Annotated in this window: 15 protein-coding genes; 11 read left to right on the top strand and 4 right to left on the bottom strand. The window is 71.8% G+C overall.

All coding sequences use genetic code 11. The features are described from left to right. Nucleotides 1-226: 226 nt before the first annotated feature. Entirely contained in the window at nt 227-1177 is a 951-nt protein-coding gene (locus ACIBJH_RS34645) for a polysaccharide lyase family 1 protein (protein ID WP_399120873.1), read from the top strand. Nucleotides 1178-1209: 32 nt separating this feature from the next. Then, a complete protein-coding gene (locus tag ACIBJH_RS34640; protein WP_399120871.1) occupies nt 1210-2004 on the top strand; it encodes a pectate lyase in 795 nt (264 codons plus the stop codon). Nucleotides 2005-2043: 39 nt separating this feature from the next. Here ACIBJH_RS34640 and ACIBJH_RS34635 read toward each other — a convergent pair whose 3' ends face one another. Further along, nucleotides 2044-2799, bottom strand: coding sequence for a PaaX family transcriptional regulator C-terminal domain-containing protein (locus tag ACIBJH_RS34635; RefSeq protein WP_399120870.1), 756 nt, complete (start codon nt 2797-2799; stop codon nt 2044-2046). A 74-nt stretch (nt 2800-2873) separates the two neighbouring features. Between ACIBJH_RS34635 and ACIBJH_RS34630 the strand changes: the two genes are divergently transcribed. Next, the gene (locus ACIBJH_RS34630; RefSeq protein ID WP_399120869.1) at nt 2874-4541 is read left to right on the top strand and encodes an acyl-CoA dehydrogenase family protein; all 1668 of its coding nucleotides are present in this window, start codon (nt 2874-2876) and stop codon (nt 4539-4541) included. Nucleotides 4542-4627: 86 nt separating this feature from the next. After that, nucleotides 4628-6646 carry a HEAT repeat domain-containing protein gene (locus tag ACIBJH_RS34625; RefSeq protein ID WP_399120868.1) on the top strand — a complete coding sequence of 673 codons (2019 nt, stop codon included), beginning with the start codon at nt 4628-4630 and terminating at the stop codon, nt 6644-6646. A 61-nt stretch (nt 6647-6707) separates the two neighbouring features. Here the strand turns inward: ACIBJH_RS34625 and ACIBJH_RS34620 are convergent, their stop codons facing one another. Next, the gene (locus ACIBJH_RS34620) at nt 6708-7292 is read right to left on the bottom strand and encodes a hypothetical protein (protein WP_399120867.1); all 585 of its coding nucleotides are present in this window, start codon (nt 7290-7292) and stop codon (nt 6708-6710) included. 282 nt (nt 7293-7574) lie between these two features. Here ACIBJH_RS34620 and ACIBJH_RS34615 point away from each other — a divergent pair, with 282 nt between their 5' ends. The 4 genes from ACIBJH_RS34615 to ACIBJH_RS34600 all read left to right on the top strand — a co-directional run bounded on the left by ACIBJH_RS34615 (nt 7575) and on the right by ACIBJH_RS34600 (nt 11848). Then, nucleotides 7575-8660 (top strand): WD40/YVTN/BNR-like repeat-containing protein, encoded by a 1086-nt coding sequence (locus ACIBJH_RS34615; protein WP_399120996.1) that lies wholly within the window; start codon nt 7575-7577, stop codon nt 8658-8660. Nucleotides 8661-8832: 172 nt separating this feature from the next. Then, the gene (locus ACIBJH_RS34610; RefSeq protein ID WP_026178657.1) at nt 8833-9510 is read left to right on the top strand and encodes a uracil-DNA glycosylase; all 678 of its coding nucleotides are present in this window, start codon (nt 8833-8835) and stop codon (nt 9508-9510) included. Between the two features lie 356 nt (nt 9511-9866). Then, on the top strand, nt 9867-10829 hold the full coding sequence (locus ACIBJH_RS34605) for an N-acetylglucosamine kinase (RefSeq protein WP_399120866.1): 963 nt from the start codon (nt 9867-9869) through the stop codon (nt 10827-10829). A gap of 95 nt (nt 10830-10924) precedes the next feature. Next, nucleotides 10925-11848, top strand: coding sequence for a sirohydrochlorin chelatase (locus ACIBJH_RS34600; RefSeq protein WP_262062790.1), 924 nt, complete (start codon nt 10925-10927; stop codon nt 11846-11848). A 118-nt stretch (nt 11849-11966) separates the two neighbouring features. On the opposite strand, the gene ACIBJH_RS34595 is transcribed toward ACIBJH_RS34600, so the two are convergent. Continuing rightward, the gene (locus ACIBJH_RS34595) at nt 11967-13004 is read right to left on the bottom strand and encodes a lactonase family protein (protein WP_399120865.1); all 1038 of its coding nucleotides are present in this window, start codon (nt 13002-13004) and stop codon (nt 11967-11969) included. Nucleotides 13005-13307: 303 nt separating this feature from the next. Beyond that, the gene (locus tag ACIBJH_RS34590) at nt 13308-14801 is read right to left on the bottom strand and encodes an FUSC family protein (RefSeq protein ID WP_399120864.1); all 1494 of its coding nucleotides are present in this window, start codon (nt 14799-14801) and stop codon (nt 13308-13310) included. A 170-nt stretch (nt 14802-14971) separates the two neighbouring features. On the opposite strand from ACIBJH_RS34590, the gene ACIBJH_RS34585 reads away from it, so the two are divergent. Genes ACIBJH_RS34585 through ACIBJH_RS34575 form a run of 3 tightly spaced genes read left to right on the top strand, consistent with a single transcriptional unit; the run spans nt 14972 to nt 18412 of the window. Next, nucleotides 14972-15448, top strand: coding sequence for an Lrp/AsnC family transcriptional regulator (locus ACIBJH_RS34585; RefSeq protein ID WP_093630529.1), 477 nt, complete (start codon nt 14972-14974; stop codon nt 15446-15448). A gap of 51 nt (nt 15449-15499) precedes the next feature. Continuing rightward, a complete protein-coding gene (locus ACIBJH_RS34580) occupies nt 15500-16180 on the top strand; it encodes an HAD family hydrolase (RefSeq protein ID WP_399120863.1) in 681 nt (226 codons plus the stop codon). Nucleotides 16181-16237: 57 nt separating this feature from the next. Further along, entirely contained in the window at nt 16238-18412 is a 2175-nt protein-coding gene (locus tag ACIBJH_RS34575; RefSeq protein ID WP_399120862.1) for a hypothetical protein, read from the top strand. The last annotated feature ends 16 nt before the right edge of the window (nt 18413-18428 follow it).

Raw genomic sequence — 18428 nt, 5'->3', positions numbered from 1 at the left:
CCTGATCGCGGCTCGTGCGGCGTCGTTCGAGGGGGAACCATCGGCATCGTGACATGGACATGAGCCCCATGGAAGCGCTCCCACGCTTCGAATAGTTTCGCGCGGAGCGTTGACTAGAAAGCGCTTGCACTCTACGTTCCGTTCAGAAGTGTGACCGCGCGGTCCTTGATGGCGTACATCGTTCACGTATCCGATCACCCATGCCCTCTCGAAGGGACGCACCCGCATGCGTACTCGAAGATCAGCTCTGACGGCGGTCGCGCTCGCCACGGCGGCCGTGCTCGCACTCCCCCACTCCGCATCCGCGGCCGACACCTCGCCGGTCGGATTCGGCGCCGGCACGACCGGTGGCGGCAGCGCCACGGCGGTCACGGTGTCGACGCTCGACGCCTTCAAGTCGGCCGTCACCGGCAGCAGTTCGAAGGTGGTCAAGGTCAACGGCCTGATCTCGCTGAGCGGTCAGGTGGACATCGGGTCCAACACGACGGTCCTGGGCGTCGGTTCGGCGTCCGGGTTCACCGGCGGCGGGCTGCGCCTGAAGAAGGTGACGAACGTCGTCGTGCGCAACCTGAACATCAGCAAGCCGGTCGCGCCCGCCGACGGCATCACCGTGCAGGCGTCGACGAAGGTGTGGATCGACCACAACGCCTTCTCGTCCGACCTGGACCACGACAAGGACTACTACGACGGCCTGCTCGACATCACGCACGCCTCCGACTACGTCACCGTCTCCTGGAACACCTTCAAGAACCACTACAAGGGCTCGCTCGTCGGCCACAGCGACAACAACGCGAGCGAGGACACCGGGCATCTGCGGGTGACGTACCACCACAACTGGTTCGACCAGGTCAACTCCCGTATCCCCAGCCTGCGTTTCGGCACCGGGCACTTCTACGACAACTACGTCGTCGGCGCCGAGACCGCCGTGCACTCGCGCATGGGCGCCCAGATGTTCGTCCAGAACAACGTCTTCCGCGACACGGAGGTCGCCGTCACGACGAACCGGGACAGCGACGTGGACGGCTACGCCAACCTCAGCGGCAACGACCTCGGCGGAGCCGCCACCGAGATCTCGCAGGTCGGCACGTTCACCAGCCCGCCGTACAGCTACACCGCCGAGCCCGCCTCGACCGTCGCCGCCTCGGTGACCGCGGGCGCGGGCACCGGAAAGCTCTGACCACTCCCCCACCTCGGAGAAGGAATCGGGACATGACTTCTTCCGCACGATCGCGTGCGCTCACCGGCACGCTGGCCGCTTTCGGCCTCTCCGTTGGCATGATCATGGCATCCGGTGCGCTCTCGCCGGCCAGTGCCGCCACCTGGCCCACCGCGAGCGGCAGCCAGGCGGTGACCTCCACCATCTCGGTCTCGGGCACCAAGGACTACGGGATGCTGCGCCTGTACGGCAGCGGCGACCTGGGCACGGGCAGCCAGGACGAGGACCAGGGCCCCATCCTGGAACTGGCCCCGGGCGCGGTGGTCAAGAACGTCATCATCGGCTCCCCCGCCGCCGACGGCATCCACTGCCTGGGCGCCTGCACGCTGCAGAACGTGTGGTGGGAGGACGTCGGCGAGGACGCGGCCACCTTCCTGGGCTCCTCGTCGTCCAACGTGTACACCGTCTCCGGCGGTGGCGCGAAGGAGGCCAGCGACAAGGTGTTCCAGTTCAACGGCGCCGGAACGCTCAACGTCTCCAACTTCGCGGCGCAGACCTTCGGTACGTTCGTCCGCTCGTGCGGCAACTGCAAGACGCAGTACAAGCGCACGATCAACCTCAACACCATCGAGGCGACGTACAAGGGCAGCCGGATCGTCGGCATCAACACCAACTACGGCGACAGCGCCACCCTGAAGGCCATCACGATCGTCGGGGACACCAGCAAGAAGATGATCCCCTGTCAGAAGTACATCGGGAACAACACGGGCGCGGAGCCGACCACCAACGGCACGGGCGCGGACGGCACTTACTGCAAGTACGCGGCCTCGGACATCACGTACAAGTGAGCCCACCGCGGTGACGGCGGCCGTGCCGGGTTCCTCGGGTCATCCCGGATTTCCGAGCACGGCCGCGATCAACTCCCGCCGGTGGCGGGTGTATTCGGCGCGCAGGGTGGGGCCCGGCCAGTCGGCGGGCAGGAGTTCGGGGGGCAGGACCGGGTCGGCGAGCAAGTGGCGTACGACGGCGGCGAGTACGGTGAAACGGTCGGCCGGACGGTTGGCGGTGGCGGTGATCCGAGTGAGCAGCGCCTCGGCCGTCTTCGCCCAGGACTCAAGTGGCCACAGGTTCGCCGCGAGTTGGGGGGCGGGCTCCTCCGGGCGGGTGGTGAAGTGCCGGGCGACCGCGCCGAGTTCGTCCGGTCGGGGTCGTAGCAGATTGGCCGGGCGGAGCCAGACTCCCTCGCGGAGTTCCGCGAGCCGCAGTGCGGTCAACTCCCCGCGCAGTTCGGCGCGTTCGGCGGGGCCGCGGCCGGTCGCGGTGACGACGGTCATCTCCCAGTCGCCGTCCCAGGGGCGGGTTTCGGGGTGTACGGCGATGTCCTGGCGGCGCTGGCGTTCCAGCAGCCGGTCGCTGAGCCGGTAGACGGCGTCCGCGCTCCGCAGATCTCCGGCGGCCACCATCCGGCTGAGCGCGGCCCGCAGGGTGGATCCGGCCACGCCGAGCGGCTCGACGGCGCGAAGCAGATCGCGTACCGGCAGCTCGGGCGGATGCGTGCCCAGCAGCAGGCTGAGGACGACCGAGCGCGCGGACAACGGGCGCAGGTCCACCTCGCCGGGCCCTTCTGTCACGTTCATCCGCATGGCCTCGTACTCTACGGGGCGACCCTCGTGTTACATCATTGATGCGACCGCAGAGATAGTGCAACACTTCCCGTATGGCCCAGACACTCGCGCACACACCGCCGCAGCCCCGGAACGCCACGCACGACGTCACCAACCAGCCCCCGCCCCTGACCCCGTACGACGCCTCCGAGGACACGGCCCTGCTTGAGGGGCTGCGCCGGGAGGGCGCCGGCTGGGCCGAGGAGGACGTACGGCGGCTCGGCCGGGCGGCGGGCAGTGCACAGGCGCAGGAGTGGGGTGAGCAGGCGAACCGGCACGAGCCGGAGCTGCGCACGCACGACCGGTACGGCAACCGGATCGACGAGGTCGAGTTCCACCCGAGCTGGCATCGGCTCATGGGCGTCGCCGTCGCCGAGGGGTTGGCGGGTGCGCCCTGGGCTGACGAGCGCCCCGGCGCCCATGTGGCCCGTACGGCGGGCGGGTTGGTGTGGGGACACACCGAGGCGGGCCATGGCTGCCCGACGTCGATGACGTACGCCGCCGTCCCCGCGCTCCGTGCCCAGCCCGAACTGGCCGCGGTCTACGAGCCGTTGCTCACCAGCCGGGTCTACGAACCGGGCCTGCGCGTCCCGACCGGGAAGCGCGGGCTGCTGGCCGGGATGGGGATGACGGAGAAGCAGGGCGGCTCGGACGTCCGCACGAACACCACGGCGGCCACTCCCACCGCCGAACCCGGCGTGTACACACTGCGCGGGCACAAGTGGTTCACGTCGGCGCCGATGTGCGACGTGTTCCTGGTGCTGGCGCAGGCTCCGGGCGGGCTGTCGTGCTTCCTGGTGCCCCGTGTCCTGCCCGACGGCAGCCGCAACGTGTTCCGTGTCCAGCGGCTGAAGGACAAGCTGGGCAACCGGTCCAACGCGTCCTCGGAGCCGGAGTTCGACGGGACGGTCGCCTGGCTGGTCGGGCCCGAGGGACGCGGCGTCAAGACCATCATCGAGATGGTCAACTGCACCCGTCTGGACTGCGTGATGATGTCGGCGACACTGATGCGCAAGACGCTCGTCGAGGCGGGCCACCATGTGCGCCACCGCGGTGCGTTCGGCGCGCGACTGCTCGAACAGCCGCTGATGCGCAATGTGTTGGCCGATCTGGCGCTGGAGTCGGAGTCCGCGACGACCCTCACTCTGCGGCTGGCGGGTGCGGCGGACCGCGCGGTGCGCGGGGACGAAGCCGAGTCGGCGTTCCGCCGGATCGCCACCGCCGTGGGCAAGTACTGGGTCACCAAGCGCGGTCCGGCCTTCACGGCGGAGGCCCTGGAGTGCCTCGGCGGCAACGGCTACGTCGAGGACTCGGGCATGCCCAGGCACTATCGCGAGGCTCCTCTCCTCTCCATCTGGGAGGGCTCGGGGAACGTCAACGCCCTTGACGTACTACGGGCGTTGAGCCGGGACTCCGGCCCGGCGGAGGCCCTGTTCGCCGAACTCGCCCTGGCGCGGGGCGCGGACGCCCGACTGGACGCGGCGGTGAGCCGGTTGCGGAGCGCGTTGAACGAGGCGACCGAGACCGGTGCGCGCCGCCTCGTCGAGCAGATGGCGCTCACCCTCCAGGCGTCCCTCCTCGTGCGGCACGCCCCGGCCGCGGTCGCCGACGCCTTCTGCGCGACCCGGCTGGGCGGCGACTGGGGGAACGCCTTCGGCACGCTCCCCGACTCCGCAGACCTCGGCGCGATCCTCTCCCGCGCCCTGCCCGACGGGGACTGACCCTCGGTCACCTCTCGATTCCGCTTCGTTGTCAGTGGCGTGGTGCAGACTCACGATCAGTCGGCACTTCGTCTGGGGAGGGCAACGTGTTCACGGGGATCGACGAGGTCGACTGGGCCTCGCTGCGCCATGCGTACGGCAGTGCCGAGGACGTGCCCGGACTGCTCAGGGGACTGGCTTCCACGGACCCCGTCGAGCGGGCGGGCGCGCTCGACGGGATGTACGGCGCGGTGCACCACGAGGGGTTGGTGTACGACTCGACACTCGCCTGCGTTCCGTTTCTGTTCGCGCTCGCCACTGACGAGGAGGTCGCGGAGCGGGGCGAGTTGGTGGAGTTTCTGGTCAGCATCGGGCGGGGGCACGGATCGGCCGAGGCGGTCCTCAGGGCGGGGGCCGAGGTCTTCGTCGCGCTCGCCGGCGACCGGGACCCCGGCGTGCGCCGGGCCGCCGCCGAGGGGCTGATCCGGTTCCTCGATCAACCCGCGCGCGTGCTGGGCCTGTTACGGCAGCGGATCACGGCCGAGCGAGACGACCGGGTGCTGCTCGCCCTCGTCGAGTGCCTCGGTCTGTTCGTACGGCGGTATCCGGCCCACGCCACCGAGGCACTGGACACCCTGCTGCCTCTCGGCGTGCCGCCGTACGACCCCGGGCTACGGCTCGCCGCGCTCGGCCAACTCGCGGCATGCGCGCCCGATCTGCTCCCCGCCGACCTGGTCCCCACGGTCGTGGGCCTGCTCGGGGAGCGGTCCGAGCGGCGTCGGTCGGGCCCCCGTGCGCGGGACGACAACGACTGCCCGGACACGCTCGCCGGACGGTTACGGCGACTCCGCCCCTCGGACGAAGAGGGCGCCCAGCTCGTGCGCACGCTGCATACCGCGCTCGGCGAGCGGGTGGCCGACCGGATCGCCCTGCTGGAAGGGCAGTTGACCGCCCCGGACTCCACCGACCGGTGCAACGGGGTGTGGATGTCGGCTGGGCTGTTCCGCGAGTGGCGGGGCGACCACTCGGCGCTCGTCGCGCTGGTCGGTGAGCAACTGGGCGCGGAGGCCTACCGGTTGCGGGATGCAGCGTCGTCGGTGCTGGGGGAACTCTTCCACCTGGCGGCACCGGCCGCCGATCACCTGCACGCGCTGGTGATCGCGCGCCCCGATCTGTGGACCGAGCGCTGGGAGCGTGGGGCGCCGGCCCTGGGCGGCGGGCTCAAGTCCCTTGCCCGCAGCGGCGATCCACGGGCCACACCGGTACTGGCCGAGGTGCTCGCGGGGCCGGTCGTACCCGACGATCTGGGTCGGGTGATCGTCCACCTGGGCCGCTCGGCAGCCCCACTCGCCCCGGCGTTGCGGCACCGGCTCGGCCGTGTGCCCCTCGACTCCCCGGAGACGTCCGACCGTGCCCTGCCACTGCTGTCCGCGCTGACCGCGCTCGCCGACCGGGAGGCCGTACCGGAGGTGCTGCGCCTGTTGCGCGGGATGCCGGACGGGGTGCGGTCCAGGCAGCGGGTCGTGGCGTCGTCGGTCCGGGCGCTCGACGCGTTCGGGGTCGTGGCGGAGGGTGTCGTACCGGTGCTGCGGGGGTTGTTGGACTCCGAGTGTGCGGGGGTCGCGGCGGGTGCGTTGTGGTCGCTGGAGGGGGATGCGTCGGCCGTACTGCCTCCTCTGTTGCGGGCGTTGGCGGGTTCGGACGGGCAGCGGCGCCGGGTGGCTGCGGAGGTACTGGCGCGGGTCGGGGTGTCCGCTCGGGTCGCGTCGGACGGGCTGGCGCGGATGGTCGAGGCGGAGTGCGCGGAGGAGCGGGTCGCGGGGGCCTGGGCGCTGTGGCGGGTGACCGGGGATGCGGAGAGGGTGCTTCCGGTGCTGCGGTCGGCTTGGACCGGGCATCCGCGTGTGCGAGGCGCTGCCGCCGCGTCCCTGGTCGGGATGGGGGCTGCCGGGACACCCCTGCGCGACCTGGTGGAGGCGGAACTCGCCACTCCGCGACGGCATTTGGCGCGGGCCGGCGGGCACGGGAGCCAGGACGTTCTGGCGGACGAGCGGCTGTTGGGGAGGTGCCGGCAGGTGGTGACGGGCGGGGAGGGCACGCAGGAGAGGCATGCCGGGGAGGGGTGACCGACATGACGAGAGCCCCTGCATCGGCTTGCGGGCCAGGGGCGCTCATGCCATGCCGGGCTCAGCCCGTCTTACGGCTCCACAGCGGGCCGAAGCGTGCCCACTCCTCGTCCCACTGGTCCATGCGTCGGCGTTCCAGCCGGATCCGGAGGGCGCGTGCGCTGATGAAGGGGACGGCTGCCGCGCCCATTCCCAGCAGGGTGCCGATCAGTGCGGCCCGCAGCTGGGCCTGGGACACGGAGGCGGGCTTGGTGACCAGATGGCCCTGCGGGTCGGTCCAGATGGTCACCGGAGTGCCGATGCCGCTGCCGGAGGGAACGCGGATCTGGCCGGTGTGCGAGGAGCCGTCCACGGCCGTCCAGCGGACCTTCGCCCAGACCAGCTCGCTGTTCGTTCTGCCGGAGTTCGCCGGGGAGGGACCGGGCGCGTCCTGGGTCACCAGCGCCACCACCGGTTTCCACTCGACGCGCTCCTGGGCCAGTTCGTGTTCGACGGACCGGGTAGCCGTCAGACCGACCAGCACGCCTGCCAGGACGGTGATCAGCCAGGCACCGAGCACGATCCACGACTCCACCGCATCGGCGCGGCGCTTGAGCGGATTGCGCCGCCACCGCCACAGCCACACCTTCGGACCTCGGAACGCCATCGAAGGCATCCTCCTCATGAACGCACTGATACGCCGAACCGCCCTCCCATACGGGAGACGTCTCCTCGATGCTCACGACGAATACCCCGACTCGACAGTCCCATGGTTGACGAGGTGTGCGCGGGCTTTTCGCGAGAGGTGTTCCCGGGATCTGCCCGTCGGGCCCGGAACAGGGCCCTGACCTGCGGTGACGTCGGTTCCAGGGGTGACTGTCAGTGGTGGGGTGCAGACTGGCGGGGTGAGGGGGGCGAAGTGGCCAAAAACGCTGTGGAGGTGATCGTCATGACCGAGGTGCTGCTCGCGGTGGGCACGCGAAAAGGCCTGCTCATCGGGCGCAGGCGGGGTGGAGTCTGGGAGTTCGACGAGAGTCCGTACTTCAACGCGCAGGCGCTGTATTCGGTCGCTGTCGACACGAGGGGCCACATGCCGAGACTGCTGGCCGGTGGTGACAGTGCTCACTGGGGTCCGTCGGTGTTCCACTCCGACGACCTGGGGCGTACGTGGGTCGAGCCGGAGCAGCCGGCCGTCAAGTTCCCGAAGGACACGGGGGCTTCGCTGGAGCGGGTGTGGCAGCTGCACCCGGCCGCGGCGGAATCCGAGGTGGTGTACGCGGGTACGGAACCGGCCGCGTTGTACCGCTCCGAGGACCGCGGCGAGAGCTTCGACCTCGTCCGTCCCCTCTGGGAGCACCCCACCCGCTCGCGCTGGGTGCCGGGCGGCGGTGGAGAGGGGCTGCACACCGTCCTCACCGACGAGCGCGACCCAAAGGCCGTGACGGTCGCCGTCTCGACCGCCGGAGTTTTCCGCACGCGTGACGGGGGCGCGAGCTGGGAGCCGTCCAACTCCGGTGTCTCGGCGGTGTTCCTGCCGGATCCCAACCCCGAGTTCGGGCAGTGCGTGCACAAGATCGCGCAGGACGCGGCGACCCCGGACCGGCTGTATCTGCAGAACCACTGGGGGGTGTACCGCAGCGACGACGCGGGCGCGCACTGGACGGACATCGGCGAGGGACTGCCGTCCACGTTCGGCTTCGCGGCGGTGGCCCATCCCCATCGCGGCGACACCGCCTATGTGTTCCCGATCAACGCGGACGCGGACCGGGTGCCCGCCGGACACCGCTGCCGGGTCTTCCGTACGGCCGACGCGGGCAGAAGCTGGGAGGCCTTGTCGGCGGGGCTGCCGGCCGAGGACCACTACGGCACGGTGCTGCGCGACGCGATGTGCACGGACGGCGCGGACCCGGCGGGCGTGTACTTCGGCAATCGCAACGGCGAGGTGTACGCGTCGGACGACGACGGGGACAGCTGGCGGCAGTTGGCGTCCCATCTCCCCGATGTGCTGTGCGTGCGCGCCGCGGTGATCGCATGAGGACGGGAACTCCCCCGCACGCGACGCCCGCGAACTCGGGAACCGGAGACACCTTGTGGGCAACTGCCTTATGGGGAGGCTTCGTTCACGCGCGACCACAGTCCGGTCGTTCTCGGTCGGGCTCGGGCCACCGGTTGATCGTCGTGCCGTGTACGGCAGTAGGGTGACGCCCGTGGCACCACGACCGTTGCATGAGATTGTCGAACCGGGCTGGGCGAAAGCCCTGGAACCTGTGGCCGGACGCGTCGCCGAAATGGGGGACTTCCTGCGCGCGGAGATCGCCGCCGGGCGCACCTATCTACCGGCCGGGCCGAATGTCCTGCGGGCCTTCCAGCAGCCCTTCGACGACGTCCGTGTCCTGATCGTCGGACAGGATCCGTACCCGACCCCGGGGCACGCCGTGGGGCTGTCGTTCTCGGTGGCCCCCGAGGTACGTCCGCTGCCGCCGAGCCTGCTCAACATCTACCGGGAGCTGAACACGGACCTGGGGCTGCCCCAGCCGTCCAACGGTGATCTGACGCCGTGGAGTCAGCAGGGGGTGCTGCTGCTCAACAGGGCGCTGACCACGGCCCCGCGCAGTCCCGCCGCGCATCGCGGCAAGGGCTGGGAGGAGGTCACCGAGCAGGCGATACGGGCGCTGGCCGCGCGCGGCAAGCCGCTGGTGTCGATCCTGTGGGGCCGCGACGCCCGGAACCTGCGCCCGCTCCTCGGCGACCTGCCCTCCGTGGAGTCCTCCCACCCCTCCCCGATGTCGGCCGACCGCGGCTTCTTCGGCTCCCGCCCCTTCAGCCGCGCCAACGACCTGCTGGTCCGGCAGGGAGGACAACCGGTGGACTGGCGCCTGCCGTGACCGGTCCGGGGGACGACGGTTCGGACTGGGCGGCGGAAGCGCCGGGGGCTTCGGGCGGGCCGGATTCCCTTGCTGGGACCGTCGAGGCCAGAGGCAACGCCGAAGGGACTTCGAGTGGACCGGTGTCCTCCGGAGAACCCGCACAGGCCAGACCTGGCGCCGAGGAGACCTCGGACGGGCCCTTGGTCGGGCCCTTGGTCGGGCCCTTGGTCGGGGTCGGCGCTCCGGACGCGCCGGTGTCCTTCGGTGGCACCGGCGGGGCGGGCGCTGCGGCCGGGAGTTCGCCGGGTGGGCTCCGAGGGCCGGTTCCCTCCTCGACGCCCCCCGCGCGGGATGCCGGCAGCAGGTTTCTCGCCGTGGACTCCGGAGGCTCCGGGCTGCGGGTCGTCGTAGGGGAAGTCGGGCGACCGGTGTCCGTGCCGGTGGCGTCCGGGGAGCCTGTGCGGACCGGTGCGCGAGGGATCGACGCCGGGCATTTCATGGAGCAACTGGTGCCCATGGTGCGGGAGGTGGCCGGTGATGCCGGGCGCGTCGAGTGGGGTACGGCCGTCATCGGGGCCACCGGGCTCGCCACCCTCGGGGACGGGTTGCGGGAGGAGTTGCCGGGGGCGCTGGCGCGGGAGTTCGGGGTGCGGACGGTCGCGCTCGTCGCCGATGCCGTCACCGCCTATGTCGGTGCCCTCGGAGCGCGGCCCGGTGCGGTGGTCGCGGCCGGTACGGGACTCATCGCGGTCGGCACCGATCTCACCGGCTGGCGGCGGGCGGACGGTTGGGGACATCTGCTGGGCGACTGCGGTGGCGGGGCGTGGATCGGGCGGGCCGGGCTGGAGGCGGCGCTGCGGGCGTATGACGGGCGGGACGGCGGTTCCGGGCCTCTGCTGGCCTGCGCGGAGGAGCAGTTCGGGCCGATGTCCGGCCTGCCCGGCAAGCTGTATCCACGGCCCGATCGTCCCGCCGTACTCGCCTCCTTCGCACCCCGTGTCGCCCAGTGCGCCCCGGACGATCCGGTGGCGGCGGGCATTCTGCGTACCGCGGCCCGGCACATGGCCGAGTCGGCCGCCGCGGTCTGCCCGACGGCCGGTGAGCCTCAGGTCGCCCTCACCGGTGGCCTGTTCCGGATGGGCGACCCGCTCCTCGTACCGGTGCGCGAGGAGTTGGCGAAACGGCTGCCGCACGCCCAACTGGTCGCGGCGGCGGGCGATCCGCTGGACGGTGCCGTGCGGATCGCGCGTGACCTCGCGGCGGGTGCGCTCACCCTGCCGGCCGACGGCGTGATGGTGCACGTGGTGGGCGTGGCCGGGCGAGGTGATCACTTCTGATCCGTGCGTAACTCATCAGACAAAACAGGACGGATACCGCTCACCTGCACCCTCCCCGAACAGGGGAGCCCAAGAAGCCAGTAACATGCCTCGCCATGAGCTCCCCCACTGGGCCCGCGTCCGGCCTGCCAGTACGAATGCCGCGACCTCGCCAGCCCGGGCGGCACCGCCGACCCGAGCCGCTGGCGGCTCCCGAGGGCGCGCCCGCGCTGGTGCTCGCCGTGCCGGGCACGCCCAGCGCCGCCACGCGCAGCCTCGCCGAGGAGGTCGTGAGCATCGCGCGCTCCGAGCTGCCCGGCCTCGACGGGCGCATCGGCTACCTCGACGGGGACGACGCCGAGTTCCCCACGCTGACGGCCGTGCTCGCGCACGCGGCCGAGGAGCGCACCGCCCGCTTCGAGCAGGCCAGGGCCGCCGGCGCCGACGTCAAGGAGCCGGACGGTCCCGTGGCCGTCGTCGTGCCGCTGCTCGCCGGTCCGGACAGCGCGCTGCTGCGCCAGGTCCGCCAGGCCGTCATGGACAGCCGCGTCGCGGCCGATCTGACCGATTCGCTCGGCCCGCACCCGCTGCTCGCCGAAGCACTGCACGTACGGCTCTCCGAGGCCGGTCTTGCCCGTGCCGACCGGGCCAGGCTGTTCACCGTGGCGACCGCCGCGGACGGCATCATCCTCGCGTCCGTGGGCGGCGAGGAGGCCGTGCAGGCGGCCGGTATCACGGGCATGCTGCTCGCCGCGCGTCTCGCCGTGCCGGTGATGGCGGCGGCGCTGGACCAGGAAGGTTCGATCGCGGCCATCGCCGAGCAGCTGCGCGGGTCCGGATCGCAGCAACTCGCGTTGGCGCCCTACCTGATCGGCCCCGAGATCGACCCGGGTCTGCTCCAGGCGGCGGCTGCCGAGGCGGGTTGTTCGGCCGCCGAGGCGCTCGGCCCGTACCCGGCGATCGGCAAGCTCGCGCTCTCCAAGTACACGACGGCGCTGGGTATCGCCCCGCCGCAGCCGCAGGGCGCCCCGGTCCGCTGACCCAATCCGGCCCGCACCGGCTTGTCCCGGCCTGGCACGTGTAACGCCGTAGCGCCGAAAGGGCCCCTCCTCACGCGGGAGCGGGCCCTTCGGCATGCCGTGGACACGGCCCGTGGGGTCAGTCGAACACCACGCAGGACGCGGCGGTCACGTCGATCGAGCCGCCGGGGCGCGGAACGCCGGTGGCGGGGTCGACGGCGAACCAGGTCACGTCGCCCGACCGCTCGTTCGCCACGTACAGGTAGCCGTCGGACTCGGTGAGCGCGCGCGGCCAGTGGCCCCCGCAGGGCACCGTCCCGACCATGCGCAGCTCCTCCCCCTCGACGGCGAGCACGGACAGCACATCCTCGCCGCGGGTCGCCGTCCAGACGAAGCGGCCGTCCGGCGAGGTCGCGATGCCGGAGGGGTAGGCGGCGTCGCCCGCCGGGGCGCCCGGCAGTACGGGGGTCTCGGCCAGCGGCTTCAGTGCGCCGCTCTCGGCGTCCCAGCGGCAGACGGTGACGGTCGGGGTGAGTTCGTTGAGGACGTAGGCGCGGTCGCCGTCGGGGTGAAAGGCGAGGTGGCGGGGGCCCGAGCCGGGTCTGAGGGCGATCTCGCGGTGCAGTACGGGGCGTCCGTCGTCCAGCGTGCACACCAGCACGGAGTCGGTGCCGAGGTCGATACCGACGGCCCAACGGCCGCTGGGGTCGGGCTGGATCTGGTGGACGTGCGGACCCTGCTGGCGCAGTTCGTGCGGGCCCGAGCCGGTGTGCCGGAGCTGTCCGGAGGGGCGGTCCGCCAGGGTGCCGTCCGGGCGGACCGGGACGGCGGTGACGCTGCCGGAGCCGTAGTCGGCGGTCAGGACGTGCCCCGCGTACAGGCTCAGGTGGGTCGGTCCCGCGCTGCCGAGGCGCACCGGCAGGCCGAGCGGTTCGGGCTTGTCGCCGTTGACGCGGTACGCGGCCAGCGCGCCCTCGGCCGTCTCGCTGACCGCGTAGAGGGTGTCCCCCTCGGGCGCCAGGGCCAGATACGACGGATCGGGGACGCCGTCGACACTGCTCAGGACGCTCAGCGCGCCGCTCTGCGAGTCCACGGCCGCCGCGACGACACCAGGGCCGCCCGCCGCCGTGAACGACCCGATGAAGGCCCGCCGTTGCGGCCTGCCGCCCTCTACCACCGCTGTCCCCTCTCGGTTCAGTGCTGTCCGGGGTGACGGTAGCAGTCGATCATGCGAGGTCTAGACCAAAGGGCCAAGTCTGTTCCGGCGGGACCTGTCGGACCGCGCGCGCAAAGCTCGCCGAGTGACGCGCGGGGCCGTTGCAGCCGGCTCAGATGGGCCGGCGCGGGATCCACCGGCCGTCCGCCCGACGTGGCGTCGAACGGCGGCGTCGCGCCGTCAGCGAGGGCCTCAACCGCGCTCTTGACGCGGCGGCCGTGCAGGCTCGGCTCGCGAGGCTCACTCTCACCGGGCCGAACCCACTCAAGCCGCCACGAACCGCGAACCCGACCGCACCCGCAGCGGACCCGCGAGTTCCGCGAGGGCCCGCTCCAGCCCATGGAGATGGGCCAGCGCGGGTTCCGCCGGTGGCGCGGCCGCAGTCGTCGTGAGCGGCGACGGATCGCCGTCGGTGAGCGCCTCGACCGCGGTCTCGACGCGGCGGCAGGCGGCGGCGAGGCGGGTGTCGTGGGAGGCCCGCGGGTCGGCGGCCACCGTGGCCAGGCCGCGGATCTCGTGGGCGCAGTCGTCGAGCAGGGCCAGCACCCGGCGGGCACGGCGTTTGCGGCCGAGCATCGGGTTCAGCGGGTGCACGAGGGGTGCGACGGAGAGCCGTACCCGGCCGAGGAGTTGTTCGAGTTCGGCGATGCGTGCGGCGGGGTCGGCGCGGCCGGAGCCGGCGAGGCGGGCGGCGGCCTCGGCGGTGCAGGTGTGCACGCAGCGCAGAGCGCGCTGGATCCAGGCGTCCGTGGTGGTGTGCGTGGTGACCGGGAGCACCAGCAGGACGGACAGTACGGCGCCGAGCGCGCCGACGCCGGTCTCGGCGAACCGCAGGGCCAGCAGGCCGGGCGTCAGGACGCCGAGGAGGCCGTAGAGCAGCTCTGCCATCAAGGTCACCGAGAGCATCATCCACGTGTAGGAGACGGCCGCCGAGTAGAAGATGCCGAAGACGCAGGCGGCGACCAGGATCGCGGTGGGGACGGGGGCGCCGTGGACCGGTACGGCGATGAGGAGGCCGAGGGCGATGCCGAGGACCGTGCCGAGGACGCGGCGGAAGCCTCGGACCACGGTCTCGCCGCGCGAGGCGGTGTTGACGAAGATCCACCAGGTGGCGCCGACGGCCCAGTACCAGCGCTGGCCGGACACCAACTGGCCCACCACGAGGGCGAATCCGGCGCCGGCGGTCGCCTGGACGGCCTGTCGGGTGGTGACCCGGGCCAGGCCGCGGCCGGTCGGCGGGGCCGGTGCGGCGGGCGGGGGCAGTCGGCGCTCGTAGCACCACAGGCCGAAGCGGACCGTTGCCGCGGTGAGCACGGAGAGGGCCACGGCGGCGTAGAGCGCGGGCAGTTGGTCAGTCGTCGCGTGCAGGAACTGGGCCACGAAGAAGGTCATGAACGCGAACACACCGAGGCTGTGGCCGCGCGGTCCCCAGCGGCGGGCGTAGACGCCGGCGCCGACGACGGCGAGGAAGGTGAGGTCGCGGGCGACGGGGTGGGCGTGCAGTTCGGCCGCTGCGGCGAGCACCGGGAGGCCCACGCAGGGCAGAAGGACGGTGGTGACGGCCTGTCCGCGCACCGTGGCGTCCGTGACCGTGAACAGGGCGAGCAGTGCGGCGAGGCCGCCGGTCACGGCACCCGCGAGGGACTGTCCGGTCAGCCCGCACACCACCACCGCGAGGCCGATACCGAGCACGGCCCGCGCGGCGAAACGCCACCGCGTCCGCCCCGGGTCCGGAGCCACGAACACCCGCTTCAGCACTGCTTCCCCGCCCCTTGCGCACGCCCGCACGAAAAAGGCGCCGCGGAGGTCCGCAGCGCCATCGACGCACCCATCACAACACCACTCGACAGCCTGGCTCAAGTGACTCCTGAATCACTGAACCATTGGCACAGTGCTATTCGATTGAGCCATTGGTACAGTCATGCCTCATGAGCGTGGACGAACTCGACACCCGCATCCTGCGACTGCTCCTGGAGCAGCCGCGTACCAGCGTGCGCGAGTACGCCCGCCTCCTCGGCGTCGCCCGGGGCACGCTCCAGGCCCGGCTGGACCGGATGGAGCGGGACGGGGTGATCACCGGCACGGGCCCCTTCCTGTCCCCCGCCGCCCTCGGCCACCCGGTGCTCGCGTTCGTGCACATCGAGGTCACGCAGGGGCATCTCGACGAGGTGGGGGACGCGCTGGCCGCCGTACCGGAGATCGTGGAGGCGTTCTCGATCACGGGTGGCGGGGATCTGCTCACCCGGGTCGTGGCGCGGGACAACGGCCATCTGGAGGATGTGATCCAGCGACTGATCAGTCTGCCGGGGGTGGTCCGCACGCGTACGGAGATGGTGTTGCGCGAGCGGGTCCCGCACCGGTTGCTGCCACTGGTGGAGGCGGTCGGCCGCGCGGCCGGGAAGTAGCCCCCTCGGCATCCGTCGGCATCCGTCGGCACCCCTTGGCATCCTGAACCCATGAGCAACCTCGGCGGCCTCTCGGTCATCTTCGATCTCGACGGAACACTCGTGGACAGCGAGCCGAACTACTACGAAGCCACCCGGGGGACCCTCGCCGAGCACGGCGCCCCGGACTTCACCTGGGCTCAGCACGAGCGCTTCGTCGGCATCAGCACCCAGGAGACCCTCGCCCTCCTCAAAGAGCGCCACGGCCTGAAAGCGCCGGTGGAGGAGCTGCTCGCGGAGACGAACAGCCGTTATCTGGCGCTGGCCCGGGCCGCCACGCACGCGTATCCGGAGATGCGGAAGTTCGTGGAGCTGCTGGCTGCCGAGGGGGTGCCGATGGCGGTGGCCTCGGGTTCGTCGCCGGAGGCGATCGAGGCGATCCTGTCGGGGACCGGGCTCGACGCGGTGCTGCGGACGGTGGTCTCCGCGGACGAGGTGGCGCGGGGCAAGCCGGCGCCGGACGTCTTCCTGGAGGCCGCCCGCAGGCTCGGGGCGGCTCCGGCCGACTGCGTCGTCCTGGAGGACGCGGCTCCGGGCGCGGCGGCGGCGCACGCGGCCGGCATGCGCTGCATCGCGATCCCGTACGTGACCGCACAGGCCGACGCCCCCGAGTTCACCACGGCGGGGCTGCTGCTGCGGGGCGGCCAGGCGGAGTTCAGCGCGCGGGTGGCGTACGACTGGCTGGTCGGCTGACCCCAGGAACGCGAAACCCGAATGCGCGCGCTTGTTCGGTTCTGGGAGCATGTCGGAATGATCGACCGACTCGAACCACTGGTCATCCGGCACACGCTCCGCGTCCCCACGCCCACGGGTCCCGTGGGTGAAGGCGCCGCCGTCGCGCGGCAGTTCGACGCCGCGCTGCTCTCCGTGGGCTTCAAGCTCTCCCCGGAGTTGCTGGAGCGGCTGTCGGGGCTGTCCGAGGAGACGGTCACCGGTATCGCCACACGCGCGCTGCGGACCGTCCGCCAGATGGTCGGCGACCACGTCCAGCACAACGCGTACTTCATCGGCTTCCCGGCCGACGTGCCCGACACCGTGGACTTCTGGATGGCGTGCATCGCCGACGCGCTCCACGACGAGGAGACCTCGTCCGCGACGCTCAAGCAGTTGCGGTCCGGCGTGGTGAACCTGCTCGACCTGCCGACCTACGGCCGGTACCAGCACACGTACGCCGAAATGCTCGCCGCCCAGGACGAGTTGATCGCGGCGGCCGGCGACCGGATCACGGTGCTGCACCCGGGCGGCGACGTAGCGGATGAACTCACCGCCCTGTACCTGGCGTTGGCGGGCAGCGTCACTCCGCTCGGCGAGGAGCACCTGCACGATCTGCGGGCGCTGGCCGAGCGGTGTGCCGACGGGCCGCAGCCCGAGGCGATCCCGGTCCGGGAGAACCGCGCGGTCGTCAACCAGGCCCGCCTCAAGGTGGGTTCGGGCCTGCTGCTGGACACCGTCACCGATGTGCTGCGGCTGGCCTGCGCGCTCTCGGACGGCGATGTGACGCTGGCGGAGCCGACCCGCTTCCGGTCGCTGTCGCGTCCGGTGCGGCGGGCGCTGCTCGCCGGTCTTGACGCGGTGGTCGCCGCGTCGCCCGCCAAGCTCGCCGACGTGGCCGCGCACCGCGAGGAGTGGAAGCGGCTCGGTGAGCGGCTGCACCCGCACGAGTATCCGCGGTGGCCGCACGCCGCCGACGTGTTCGCGGCCGCGCGGGGTGAACTGAAGGTTCGGTCGTTCGACGGCCGGGTCGAGGAACTCCTCGCGGCGAACGACGTGTTGGGGGCGGTGAAGCTGCTGAAGTCCGCGCCCGGCAAGCTGTTCCGCGCGCTGGACCGGCTCGTGCGCACCGCGCTCACACAGGAGGAGCGGGACGCCGTGACGGCCGCCGCCGAGGAGGTGGCGCCCGAGGTGTCGGGCCGGGTGGTGCTGTCGGTGCGCGAGCATCTGCACAACAGGGCCCGGGAGACCGGGGAGTTGCGGGTGTTCGTGAACCGGCGCGGCCGTGCCTGGGTGACCGACGACGGGCGGAAGGTCGTAGGACCGGAGGAGCGGGCGCGGCTGATCGCTGTGCTGGACGACGAGACGCGGCGTCGACTGCCTTCTCCGGAGCGGCTGTTGATCGATCCGGACGTGCTCGACGTGGCGCTGCCGTTGAGCGGGAAGGCGACGGCGGCCGGGCTCGGGGTGCTGCCGCGCGGGTCCGTGTCGGTGGTGGAGGGCGAGTTGCTGCGCTTCTTCGTGTACTGGAAGGAGTCCGAGCAGCGGACCGACTTCGATCTGTCGGCGCTGATACTCGACGCGGACTACTCGGCGAAGACTTGGCTGTCGTACACCTCGCTCACCGGGGTCGAGGGTGAGCACTCCGGTGACATCGTCGAAGCGCCGGACGGGGCCTCGGAGTTCATCGATCTGCGGCTGGGCACCGTGCGCGGGGCGTTCGTCGTGCCGCAGGTCAACATCTTCGCGGGCGAGGGCTTCGAGGAGGTCGAGGAGTCGTTCTTCGGGTTCATGCTGCGCGAGGGCGAGCAGAAGGGGCGGCCGTTCGAGCCGCGGACCGTGCGGATGAAGTCGGAGCTGCGCGGAGCGGGGCGGGTCGCGCTGCCGCTGGTGTTCCTGCGCGGGGAGAACGGCCGTTGGCGGGCGAAGTGGCTGCACCTGTACCTCAAGGGCAGCCCGGCGGCGAACCGGGTGGAGGAGAACCGGGTGACGGTGGCGAACCTGCTGCGCGGCATCGTCGAGCGTGAGCAGCTCACGGTGTGGCATCTCGTCGAGCTGATGACCGGGGAGGCGACCGAGGTGACGCTGTGGGACGGCGGGCCGGTGCCGGACGACGGTCCGGTGACCTACATCGGCCTGCGGCGCCCGGACGGGCTGCCCGAGGGCTCGCGGATCGTGACCCTGGAGAATCTGCGCGACCTGATCCCCGCCTGACTGCTAACGTCAGCCG

Origin of the sequence: Streptomyces sp. NPDC050548 (assembly GCF_044457385.1) — a bacterium.
Lineage (GTDB): Bacteria > Actinomycetota > Actinomycetes > Streptomycetales > Streptomycetaceae > Streptomyces.
Note: the sequence above shows the minus strand (reverse complement) of the source record. Positions and strands in the feature narration are given on the sequence as shown.